Raw genomic sequence first — 12,671 nt, forward strand, 5'->3', positions numbered from 1 at the left:
TTCTTCCTCTTTCTTTACTGTAAATATCAGTCCTCACCACTTTCTATAACCTCATCTGCCAGAGCCCTGTAGCCTTCTGCCCCTGCCGATTTGGGATCATAGATATTGATTGGCACTCCGTGGCTTGGCGATTCTGCAAGCCTTACATTTCTTGGAATTATCGTCTTGTAAATATTCTGTTTCAACGTATCCTTTACATTCTCAACCACCTGAAGCGAAAGGTTGGTACGTGCATCATACATGGTAAAAACCACGCCCTCGATGTAAAGCCCTTCATTCATCCTGGCTTTTACAAGCTCTATGGTATGTATGAGCTGGCTAAGCCCTTCAAGTGCATAGTACTCGCACTGAATAGGCACAAGCACCGAATCTGCCGCCGACATTGCATTTACGGTAAGTGTATTTAATGAAGGGGGGCAGTCTATGATGATAAAGTCATAATCCGCTCTCATTGTTTCAATATGTTTCTTAAGAATATAGTGCTGGTCAGGTATTCCTATAAGTTCTATCTCTGCCCCTGCAAGATTCACATTGGCAGGCACTATAGAAAGCCCGTCATATACATTTTCCACTATGCAGTCCTTAAGCTCACATTCCCCAAGCAAAAGCTCGTAAACTGTATTCTCTGCATTGTTTTTATCCACTCCAAGTCCGCTTGAAGTATTTCCCTGCGGATCTATGTCAATTACCAGAACCTTCTTCCCTTTTTCAGCAAGGCAGGCTGACAGGTTAATCACTGTGGTTGTTTTCCCCACACCACCTTTTTGGTTTGCTACCGCAATTACTCTCCCCATGTCGTCCTCCGAGGTTAAACACTGTTTAAAGTTCACTTCTTTTAACTTCACTACTAACTTATAATCATATCATAAATTCAGGGAATAATCTAGTGGCAAAGCTAAAAATCGGTTCTGCTCGGTACTACCCCATCCAAATACAAAAACACCTGCCGAAACAGGTGTAAAGTTTTAATAATTACTCACTTTTCATATCACATCAGATATCACTCTTAACACTAAGCTTTCCATTTCAGTTTATTGATTTTTAAGATTCTTATTCCCACAATTATCAGTATTAAAGCAAACAGGATTCCGGTACCATATATATTTATATTAAAACCAATCAAAACATACATAGATACACGACAAAACATATTTATTAAAATAGCGATAACTAAATATAATTTTTTTCTGTTAACTAAAAACCCGTTCCAGATTAAAACAGATAATTCTATATTAAGTAATATCAGAAAAATTCCTTCCAATATTCCCAAACCGCCAGATATAAATGGTAAGCATGCAGTAATTTCATCTAACATCCACAGGCCTTCATCCATTGTTAACGGCAGTCCCATAAAGAAACCTATTTTAATAAATAAGTTTAGAATTATCATAAAAGAAAAACCAAGTCCAAATAATATAGGTTCATATATCATTTCACTATTTTTGACTAAATATTTTTTAAATAAAAATCTAAAACTTTCTGAAAGTATACTTATAGTTATAATAATAAGACCCATAAATATCTCATTATTGATAATTTCAGAATATAAGCTCACATAAAATATGAACAAAAATAAATATTTTCCTAAAAGTACATTTGAAATAAAAAATGCCAGCAATCCAAGCAGAAATATATATGGGTATCTTAATTTTTTCATCATTCCTCCTTCAAATAAAACAGTTTTTTCTATCTGTTTTCCCAATTTTACTATAATTCCTTACAAAGGTTATTATAAAATGATTATATATTTTTTCAATACTTTCTTTAATATCAATTCTGTTCGATTCTGCCCCGTCTAAATACAAAAACACCTGCCGAAACAGGTGTAAGGTTTTATTCTGTTGGTTTTACCATCATGCCCTACTCAAGAACATACACTTTTTTTCCATTAACAATACCCTCTTTCTTTTTTATTTTTGCTGATGAATCTACACAAAATGCAGGACGGATTCCATATAAACTAAACGCGTTACCTATGCTCACTGCGCCATCATAAGTTGCCGAAAATACAGCCGAAAAATATGAACCAACCGGCGTCCTAAGAAGCCAGCTCGTTGCTTCTCCTTGATGTACCCAGCTCGTTGCTTCTCCATTATAGTAGCTTATCCTATTTTCTGTCTTATTGAAATAATCCAGTTTCTTGCCTTCATTTTCAAAATCAGAACCAAGTTCTTTTCTTGAAAGTAAAAATATATGCCTGTTTATATATTCAGTTTCATTACCTGAAAACCCTATTGCTTCCTTGCTATAAATTTCAATAGACGTATTCTTTATCAGGTGGTGAATTTCTTTAAGTGAGTTGTAATATTCACCATTTAGAAATCTATCAATCTCACTGTCTTTATAGTAGGAATTATATTCATTCACTCTTCTAAGTTCACTTAAAATTGACTCCCTTAAAAGAAGTGTACTTCCTGGTACATATTCATTAGCAATTACAAGAAATGGTACATACTTACCGTCTTCCTTTACATAAACCCGATAATCATCTTTTCCTTTGAAATTATTATATACAATGGAACTTATTGTATCTTTTCCTATAACCCCCTTATAAGCGATTAGACTAATAAAAGCTATCACTGTAAACAACAAGGTTATGATAAAAACCTTACTTGTCAGTATTTTTTTTACTTTATTCATTTCCACCTCCCAAATATAAGCTTTTTGAAATAATATTAGTTTGCAATAAATTTATCTAACATACATTTACACCTATTATTCAAGCATTATTATTAGCAATTTTAAATATCTCTTCAAAAAAACCGGTGGCATCTATAGTTTCTCCCAGCTCCTTAATATTCTTATAAACCCTTTTAACAGACTTGGCATTTGTATCAAAAGTGCGGCATCTGCTTATATCGGTAATAAAAGCTCTTATTATTGAACACATGTTTTTTACTTTTTCTTCATTAAATTTTACTATATATGAACTTATACTATCCGGAATTCTCTTTGATTTCAAGAAATAAAAATACGAGCTGGCAATAATTGGCATTTTTATCATAAAATCTTTCCACATTTCATCTTCACTTAATTCCTCATCTAATGCCAGTAGTGCTTCATCATATAATTTTTCGACAACATCAACCTTGATTAAATCTGTATTTTGCTCAACAGTCATTGAATTACATACAATACAATAAAATGCCATTATATTTTTACACTTAATTATGTATTTATCAAAAATATTCTTGATATACATAGCATTATAACCTACATACTCTTCATAACTACCTTCTGAATCTTTCCATTCAAAAAAATATCCAAAATTTGGATACACAAAATTTAATGTGTACTGTTCAATATATTCTTTACGCCAGTTACTATTTATCAAAAGTAGCGTTATTATGTTTATTACAATACTAATAATCACAGTACAGTTACAATGTCCAATGTCTTTAATATATCCTACCAGCACACCTGTTAATACTATAAAAATTACTGACAATTTTTCTTTTGCCTTCATAAGTACTAATTCATTATCATAAAATGAACAAAAACTACCTTTTTTGCATTTTAAAATACCTGATAATTTCCTCTTGTTGATTAGCATCTTGTAATCATTCAATAAAAATGAAAGATTTTGAAGCATGCTAGATTCATCTGTTTGTTTTATTATCAATAATCCATTATTATTACCAAAAACAGCATTCAAGCTATGTAGCATTTTAAACTCATTTTTATCGCTAGAAAATCCAACTTTCCAGACCCTCACTAGAGCAATAATGTTTAAAAATAAATTAAATATAATTATTATAAAATATATTCCCATTAATAAACGCTTTAGCTGAATTTCCTCACTTATGCCTAAAATCAAAAATATAATAATAGTAATAACACTTGTTAAGCTAATCTGTAAAAACAGCTTTCCCATTTTATAGTTCTTAATAACATCTTCTTTGGTGAAAAATAAATAGTATTTTTTAGGAGAAAGTGTTGCAATAAATATAATTGCAGTTATTGTTATTGCATTTAATGATAATACAATTCCTTCAAGCCCATGCTCAAATGTTGTTGTTATAAGTCTATTAAATAACTCATTATCCTGCTTTACCACTACTATAAATATAGTAACTCCCAAATACAGATATACCCCAAAAAAATAATAAAACAATAGTATATTAGCAAAATTCTCTATTCTATTACTATAACTCGTAGTAAGCGCAGAATTCTCCTTCATTATATATGAAAGAGTGCTTTTCATTTTTATTTCTCCACGCTTAAAACCTCCTTTATTTTCCTCTATAAAGCTAGTATAAACAAAAGCCACAATTAAAGCTAATGTGAAAAGTATATTAATAAAACTAAACATAACCATAAATTGTCATCCCCCTAAGCCGCTACATTTCTGTTTACCTTCTCTATAGCCCTCCTTATTCCCTGCCAAATCTCCATATCAGTAAATATTTCCGTAATGCTTCCCCTGTCTGTAAATGGCGGTTCTTGTAATACAGATAAGTCCTTCATCATTCCATTGTGCACAATATATTCCACGATTTGATTTACAAAGTAAATTTGTCTACTGTCAAGATTAGTATTTGTCAGGTATTCCGAGAATGCCTCTTTGGCAGCATTCATATCAAGCCCCGTTATTTCACGCACAAATTCACCCAAAGGTTTTGCTCCAAATTCCCTCTCATAATCTTCTTTTGTTCCTACTTCATTCCAGAGAATTTCTTCTAATATCTCAATATCCGAAGCAGTTAAAGGCTTATTGGTCTTAAGCTTAGCAATGACAAGATGATCTTCGTGTTGCCTGATGTAATGTTCTGCTTTTTCCTTATAGTTTTTCAAGTCATCATTCTCAAGCTCAGCTTCCTTCCATTCGATTGACAGTAATTCATCCTAAAAAATAGTATCATAATAGATATTGGATTTCGGAATATATTTCATCAAATCACGCAATTTTTCTCTGATTTCCTCAAATTCATTAATTCCTGCATTATCAATATAATCTGTATTCAGAAGCTTTTTTATATAGTCGGCCTTTACCTGAACCTCAGGAATATTGGCAATTTTGGAAATATCCTTTATTCGTTTATAAAGGTCGCTGCGCGCCCTTGTATATTTCTTCCCTACTAAATAAGCCAGTTCGATTCCATACATAAGTGCATCAAAACGAACGGCACCGGCCTCATCACCATCCGGCAGTATAAGAGGTGCCAGTTCTTCGCGCACAACCAAGGTATCTTCATAGGTAAGTGTCTGATAATTTATTTCTTCAGAATACATTTCAACACACTCCAAATGCTGTCTTACTGCAAAATTATCCTTATTCAGTTCACTTACCTTGCCACTCATTTGTCTAACCAGCTCATTCCTATACGCAATCAACCTTTCAGTTTGATATTCAATGCTCTGCAATTTATATGATATCTCAAATTTAAGGTTAAATATAGCTCCTTGAAGTGCAAGTGTATTTGCTGTTGCATTTCCTTTGCTCATCCTGAAAAACTCAAAGTTCCCACAAAAGTCAAAGATATAAAACTTCTGTTTATCCTCACCATCTAGGAGCTCAGGACATAATCTGGTACCCCTGCCTATCATCTGCCAGAATTTTGCCTTACTCATTACATTTTTAAAAAATACGAGATTCAATATCTCAGGCACATCTATACCTGTATCAAGCATATCTACAGATATTGCAATCTGAGGCATTTTCTTAGGATCAGAGAACTCATCTATTGCTTTTTGAGAAAACTTAATATAATTATCAATTACATTTGCATAATTAGGCAAATGTGGATATTCCTTATTAAAAACCTCGTAGATTTTCTCAGCATGTTCGTGATTTTTTGCGAAAATAATGGTCTTACCAAGCTTCTGTCCGTATTCAATTTTAATACCCTCTGTCATTAGTATATGCAACACCTGTTTTATGGTATCTTCGTTAAAAACCCAGGTATTTATGGCTGATGAACTTATTGCTTCCGGCAAATCACCATTTTCATTTTCAAAAGTTTGCTCGTAAATTTCTTTGTCTGTTTCTGACAATTCATCATATACAATTCCACGTTCAATGAATTTTAGTTTGGACTCTACCGAAATATAGTCTACAAGATATCCATCTTTTACAGCCTGTGCCAAATCATAGCCGTATGTAGGTACACCATTCTCCAGCTCAAAGATCTCATAAGTATTCTTATCAATCTCATCTTTAGGTGTAGCTGTTAGTCCAACAAGAGGAGAATCAAAATAGTTAAATATATCCTTGTATTTATTATAAATAGACCTGTGAGCTTCATCGCAGATTACCAAGTCAAAATGTCCGCAGGTAAAAAGTTTGCCCTCACTATCATTTACTTCATCAATACAATGCATCATAGTCTGATATGTAGAAAAGACGCAATGCGCATTATAATTATCCTTTTCTTCTACAAGGTTAGTACAGGATAGACTGGGCAATAAGTTTACAAAATTCTTTTTTGCCTGTGTAACAAGTGCATTCCTATCCGCAAGAAAAAGAATGTTCTTTATCCAACCGGCTTTTAATAAAATATCACATAAAGCAATCACCGTTCTTGTTTTGCCTGAACCGGTAGCCATAACAAGTAAGGCTTTTCTTCTGTTTTTTTCGTCAAAACTCCTGCAAACGGCTTTAATCGCACCTTCCTGATAATAGCGTCCTGCAATATTTTTATCCACAAACACGTCTTTAAGACTTGTTCTCATGGTAAGTAAATTAAACCATTTCTCCAAGTCTCTTTTTGAATATATTACAGAACATTTTCTTTCAGGATATTGTCCATCAATAATACGGGTTTCAAATCCGTTCGTAAGGAAGATTACCGGTCTTCTATTGTATTTCTTCTCCACAGCATCTGCATATGACTTAGCCTGTTGCCTTCCTTTTGCAACATCTTCACAGGTACGCTTTGCCTCAATAATAGCGAGCGGGCAGTGTCTGTCATCATATAGCACATAGTCAGCCCTCCATGTATCATCGCTTTCCGGCATTCCTTCTAACCAAACCTCATTAATCCAGTTTCTGCCCTCTTCCCAGCCTGCATCTCTAAGCATAGAGTCAATATAGAGTTTCCTTGTCCTAAATTCACTTAATTTAAGAGGTTTAGGAGAATAAGTCTGCTCATTTTCCTGTCTTCTTATTGACAGTTTTTCCTTAAGTGATTTATTTTCTTCCATGAGCTTCTTTAAGTCAAGCTCCTGCATGGCAGATTTCTCAATTTCTCTTTCCAGTTCCTCTTTTATGCTTTTTACCGGTGATTCCCGGTTTTCCATCTTCTCAATATTTGAAATAATAAGATTCTTGTCAAAAGAACGTTCTTCATATTTATCAGCAAAACAATATGCGATATAGTCAAGATAAATAAACAAATTCTCGAGACAAAGCATTGCCTCATCCATTCCAAGTTTCTTTTTATTATTATGTGCTGTCTTGTTGCCGGTTATCCGTATGTAGTCCATTCGTTTCCACAAATCATATCCAACAATTTGCTTATAGTCTTCTGAGTCCATCAAACTATATAGATTGTCCTTATATGGCATTTCTAACGCATCATCAACGGAATACATCCATTTTACTGCAAATTCCATTGCCCTGCGGCTATTGATTATACTAGCCTCCGGATCTATAATGATTATCTTTTCTGCAGAAATTGCGACATCTGCAAAATCCTTAAATTTAGGTTCAGTTTTTAGGTAATCAAAGTTAGTTATCATACTTTTTCTCCCTTGATGCTGATTATTTATGCTATAAGGTTTTGTCGGTAAATATAATGCTATTATATCAAATTTTATAATACTTTTGCACTACAACTTTTGATTTGTCGACTTGTTTGCAGAAACCAATAAACTCCTTTTGAAGTTCCATCGGTGGAATTATCTGTTTATATGCCTTCATAATTGCCGTGTTTAAGTTTGGCTGCGTTCCTGCTGGAGCTATAGCTCTAAAGTGTTCTGTCATTTGATTTAACGCCTGCAATAAAAAAACTTTATCAATTCTTTCATCTATGTCTTCCATTGCAAGCCAACCATCGTGTATACATCCATCAAATGTAATAATTCTTGCAAAGCCTAATGACACACCGCAGTTTGCAAATATAAGGCTTCCTGCCTTAACCAAACGACTTTTCTTTACGCCCTCCTTAATAATGTGTTCCTTCGTTGAATTTAAGTATATACTCTCACCATCTGTTACATCTCCAATTTTAATCCATGGAACATCTCCGCCCAAATAACTCTCTATCGGTCTTGGAGATCCACCACGAACTATGGTGCAAAGTTCACCTAACGGTTGAGAATACCATTTTTTATCATTGATATTAATATCTCCAAACATCTCGACAAATCGGGCTTTAATGAGGTTGTCTAATGATATAATCTCTTTTCTTCTTGCTTCAATAATTTTTTCACATTTTCCAAGAATATCTACTATTTTTGCCTGTATCTCTATAGATTCTAAATTAAATTCTTCTCTCTTATAATCTTTAAAATAAATGTGTGGAATTGTAGCCCCAGTATAATATTTCTCTAATTTCATATACCTAACAACATAAAATAAGTATTTAGGCAAAATATTTTCTTTGGGTATTAAATATTGCATTGTACCAATAACGGAAGATTTCGCAGGATGTAACGTAGTTCTTCCAATTCCTGCCCCGTCTTTAATTACTGCAACATATGGATTTTCTTGGTGATAAAAATCTACATTGCCAATATAGCCAGATGCCCCATAAATAGGATAATCACCTGTCTTATCTGTAACATCCACTTGCTTAATATTTGATGTACCTCTCACACACACTTCCTCAAGTTTTACTCTCATTACTATCCCTACAAATCCGAATTTGCAAATAACAAAGCTGACATTTTAATATGATTTTTCAATTTACAGCTTCAAATGATAGATTTCTAAGCGAGCGCATTAGGTTTTTCGCAGAAAAACCGGAGCGAGTCTGAAATACTATCATTCGAAGCGTCAATTTTGTTAAATTGCAAATCCAAATTTGCAAATTCCTGCAAGAGATAACTTATACCAGATTCCATATCTATTTTTGATGTTCAATAACCCAATTCAGTAATCCTTCATAGTTCTGTTTGCCTGCTGCCACATCAAAAATTGTCTCGTATAACTCTTTTTGAGTATACGAAAGCTCTATCCCATTTAATGCAAGAAAAACCAGCATTGTATGAACTCCTATCCTTTTATTACCTCATACGCTTCCTTATTCTGTGCTATAAGCCTCTTTGAGATACTGAGTACATCATCATCAGATGCAACAATATCATCACTAGCTTTACTGAAATCAATAATAAGATATCTTGGTACATTGTTTTTTAATATTACAGCTGAACCCTTCTCGTCTACAAGTCTTGCTACTTTTGAAAAATTCTGATTCGCTTCGGAAATAGAAACTATTGTATTTGTATCTATAGTCATATATAAACCTCCCTATCTTTTTCTATAGTATATATAAATATTAGGATAATTCCAACCTAATTACGAGTTCACTTATTCAAGACATATACTTCTGATGTGCAGTTTTTACATTATTCTGATTGACCATAGCATATTGCATAGTAGTATCAATCTGAGAATGTCCCAATATCTTTTGTACCTGTTCAATCGGCATTCCCTTATCTATAGCCCTTGTCGCCATTGAACGGCGAAATTTATGTGGGTGAATCCTTTCAATATTGAGGCTTCTTCCAAGCTCTCTAAGCCTTATCTCCACTCCGCTGATTTTTAATCTGTCATAAGGTGCATCCAAGGTAACAAATAAGGCTGAATTTGTGTCTGACCTTGTATCTACATACTCTTTCAAATGTACTTTTGCCTTTGCATCAAAATAAACCCGCCGTTCCTTATCTCCCTTACCATAGACAATACACTCCCTGCCTTCAAAATCAATATCATCTATGTTCAGATTTACCAATTCTCCAACCCTTATTCCTGTAGAATACAACAGGTCAATGATTGCCAAATCCCTTTTCTCTTTGCAATTATCCCTGAGTTTCTCTATCCCTTCGTCAGAAATGGTACTCTTAACAACTGTCTTTGTCTTAATCTTATGAATCCTCTTCATCGGACTTTTTAATATATAATCTTCCTCTTCTAGCCATGAAAAGAAACTTGAAATATTACGCCTTACATTATCAATGGTCACATTTGAGCAATTATTCCATTTCTGATAATCAGATAAATACTTACGCATTTCTTCAGTAGTAATTTTGCGTACATTCGTCTTTGTCTTAGAAAGCAAATGCTTAATTGTAGTACGATAAAATTTTATTGTGCGCTCTGAACAGCCTTCAATCTTCTTTGCAGACAAAAACATTGACAGGAAATCCTCATTATTTATATTTGATTTAGAGGCTTCATTTTCTGCAAAGGTCTTAATTATTACTTCCTGTAATTTTTTCATCTGTGTAATCGACAAATATTCTGACATTTCATTCAATACAACTACTATTTTTTCTTCCATGTTGGTATCCCCTTTATCTACCAACATCCTCCAACCACAATTTTTTATAAGAACTTTCTTATCAATTTATGCACTTAAATTTCTTTATCTTTTCCTTTATCTGTATAGTTTTCTATTGATAAATATTCCCTGTTTAATTCCTTTAGAAGCTCTTCCTCACTTGGCAAATACAGTTTATATTTTGATGCAAATATCTGTTTTTCACCTTCCGGAAGAGTATACTTAACAATAGAATCACTCTTATCAGCACAAAGTACAATGCCAATAGGTGGATTATCTCCCTCATTCATCATTTCTCTTTCGTAATAGTGAACATACATCTGCATTTGCCCCAAATCTTGATGTGTTAAATCTCCAATCTTCAAATCTATAAGTACAAAGCATTTCAAAATATAATTGTAAAATACCAAATCTATTCTGAAGTGTCTTCCATCAAAGGTAAATCTTTTCTGCCTTGCCACAAAAGAAAACCCTCTGCCCAATTCTAAAAGAAATTTCTGTAAATGAGTTATTAATGCCTGTTCCAAATCACTCTCATAAAAATCAGTATTCTGTTCCAGTCCTAAAAACTCCAGCACATAAGGATCTCTAATAATATCCTCAGGCATTTTATTTTTTTCCAACTTTGTTATTTCTTTTGACACTTCTTCTTTATTTTTACTTGATAACAATCTTTCATAGAAAAAACTGTTTATTTGTCTGTCAAGTTGCCTTGTACTCCAATTAGATTTTATAGTTTCTTCTAAATAAAAGTTTCTTGCCTTTTCATTTTCCACACGCATCAAACTGCGGTAATGTGTCCAACTCAATTCGCCACGCAGTGCGTGACCATTTTGAAATGTGAGATAAAACTGACGCATATACTTCAAATTGGTAACTGTAAATCCTTTACCAAAGTCTTTTGTCATCTGTTTAGACAATTCTTGTAATAGTCCCTGTCCATATCCTGCTGTATCTTTACCACCTTGTTCTTCAATAATCTTCTTACCGATATTCCAATATGCCTCGACCATCGCAAAATTAGCAGTATGATAAACTTTATTCCTTGCGTTTACTAAAATGCTTTTAATATCATTATAAAAATCGTTTTCCATACCCTCACCTCCCCGGTTTATCATCACAATTCTTTTGATAATAGACAATCTATCCAAAATATTTTTGCATTAATGAGTCAAATAAAGTCTGTGTTTCATCAAGGGCTTTCTGCACTGCAACTTTTGATTTGTCGACTTGGTGGACAAAGGTTGCAAATCTTTTTTGTATATTCAAATCAGGCACAGGCATCTCTATATTTAACAAATCTGCCTTTGTTAAACTAGGAATTGTAACAGCTTTATTCAATCTATTAAAATCAAAAAATAAACAAAACATATATAAATATTCTACGCATATATGATTATTATTAGGCTCAATACCAAAAGCTGTATCTACATTCCAATATTTTTCACGCATCAATATTGGCTTATTAATATTACCTTTTCTTCCAACAATAACTGAGTTTTCTTTTGTCAAATAGTCTCTAGCCTTTCCCATTATGCCTCCACTACCACATATAACATATTCTCCATCATTTGACTCAATAGCTCTTTGATTTTTACCATTTACAATTCTAAGCAAATTATTCCAACTATCCGTTTTCCACAATTTATCATTACGAATAACATCCCCAAACATCTCGACAAATCGGGCTTTTATGAGTTCATCCAATTTAGAAATCTCTTCTGTTCTCAATTTTATAATTCCATTTAACTTATCTAATCTATCTGCGATTGACTCCTGTTCAACAATATCTAGCAAATTAAGTGTATTCTTCTTTATATCCGGAACTGTCAACTGCGGAATAGATGTCCCACTAGACTGTGGCTTACAGTTCTTCAACGCATAGAACAGATATCTTTCTGATACTTTTTCCAAATCAGGAACAACAGTTATAAGCCTCACAACTGGAAAAAATGGTTCTCTTCTAATTACTGTATATCCTATAGTTCCCCTCGCTGCAACGGTAATACTTAATTCTTTTTCTCTTGCTTCATATGTATATCCGTACAAACCTTCATCTTTTTCGGCATTTGCAAAGATAGGTACTTTATAATCTTCTGTCTTTTCTTTTGAATACCTATCTTTAGGGACATCGCCACCCGCATAGATTCTCTTACAAACTTTTTCCAATTTTACTATCATCAATCATCCATACAAATCCGAATTTGCAAATAACAAAGCAGATAT

At 33.3% G+C, this 12,671-nt stretch carries 10 protein-coding genes and 1 pseudogene; all 11 read right to left on the minus strand.

What is annotated here, in order from left to right:
• Window positions 1-26: 26 nt before the first annotated feature.
• A complete protein-coding gene (locus GCWU000282_RS06480) occupies window positions 27-794 on the minus strand; it encodes a ParA family protein (protein WP_035039676.1) in 768 nt (255 codons plus the stop codon).
• Between the two features lie 218 nt (window positions 795-1,012).
• Window positions 1,013-1,702: a YhfC family glutamic-type intramembrane protease gene (locus GCWU000282_RS06485; protein WP_023354247.1), complete on the minus strand. Its 690-nt coding sequence runs from the start codon at window positions 1,700-1,702 to the stop codon at window positions 1,013-1,015.
• 158 nt (window positions 1,703-1,860) lie between these two features.
• Window positions 1,861-2,640: a DUF6273 domain-containing protein gene (locus GCWU000282_RS16810; RefSeq protein WP_023354249.1), complete on the minus strand. Its 780-nt coding sequence runs from the start codon at window positions 2,638-2,640 to the stop codon at window positions 1,861-1,863.
• A gap of 79 nt (window positions 2,641-2,719) precedes the next feature.
• Entirely contained in the window at window positions 2,720-4,318 is a 1,599-nt protein-coding gene (locus tag GCWU000282_RS06495) for a hypothetical protein (RefSeq protein WP_023354250.1), read from the minus strand.
• Between the two features lie 14 nt (window positions 4,319-4,332).
• A pseudogene (locus GCWU000282_RS06500) lies at window positions 4,333-7,680 on the minus strand (DEAD/DEAH box helicase family protein).
• A gap of 67 nt (window positions 7,681-7,747) precedes the next feature.
• Window positions 7,748-8,785, minus strand: coding sequence for a restriction endonuclease subunit S (locus GCWU000282_RS06505; protein ID WP_023354253.1), 1,038 nt, complete (start codon window positions 8,783-8,785; stop codon window positions 7,748-7,750).
• Between the two features lie 223 nt (window positions 8,786-9,008).
• Window positions 9,009-9,146 carry a hypothetical protein gene (locus GCWU000282_RS06510; RefSeq protein WP_023354254.1) on the minus strand — a complete coding sequence of 46 codons (138 nt, stop codon included), beginning with the start codon at window positions 9,144-9,146 and terminating at the stop codon, window positions 9,009-9,011.
• An 11-nt stretch (window positions 9,147-9,157) separates the two neighbouring features.
• On the minus strand, window positions 9,158-9,400 hold the full coding sequence (locus GCWU000282_RS06515; RefSeq protein ID WP_023354255.1) for a type II toxin-antitoxin system Phd/YefM family antitoxin: 243 nt from the start codon (window positions 9,398-9,400) through the stop codon (window positions 9,158-9,160).
• A gap of 76 nt (window positions 9,401-9,476) precedes the next feature.
• Window positions 9,477-10,445 carry a site-specific tyrosine recombinase/integron integrase gene (gene xerA, locus GCWU000282_RS06520; protein WP_035039870.1) on the minus strand — a complete coding sequence of 323 codons (969 nt, stop codon included), beginning with the start codon at window positions 10,443-10,445 and terminating at the stop codon, window positions 9,477-9,479.
• 74 nt (window positions 10,446-10,519) lie between these two features.
• Window positions 10,520-11,539 (minus strand): PDDEXK nuclease domain-containing protein, encoded by a 1,020-nt coding sequence (locus tag GCWU000282_RS06525; protein WP_051384139.1) that lies wholly within the window; start codon window positions 11,537-11,539, stop codon window positions 10,520-10,522.
• 49 nt (window positions 11,540-11,588) lie between these two features.
• Complete coding sequence (locus GCWU000282_RS06530) at window positions 11,589-12,626, minus strand: restriction endonuclease subunit S (RefSeq protein ID WP_023354258.1); 1,038 nt, start codon at window positions 12,624-12,626, stop codon at window positions 11,589-11,591.
• Between the last annotated feature and the right edge of the window lie 45 nt (window positions 12,627-12,671).

This window comes from Catonella morbi ATCC 51271, from assembly GCF_000160035.2.
GTDB lineage: Bacteria > Bacillota > Clostridia > Lachnospirales > Lachnospiraceae > Catonella > Catonella morbi.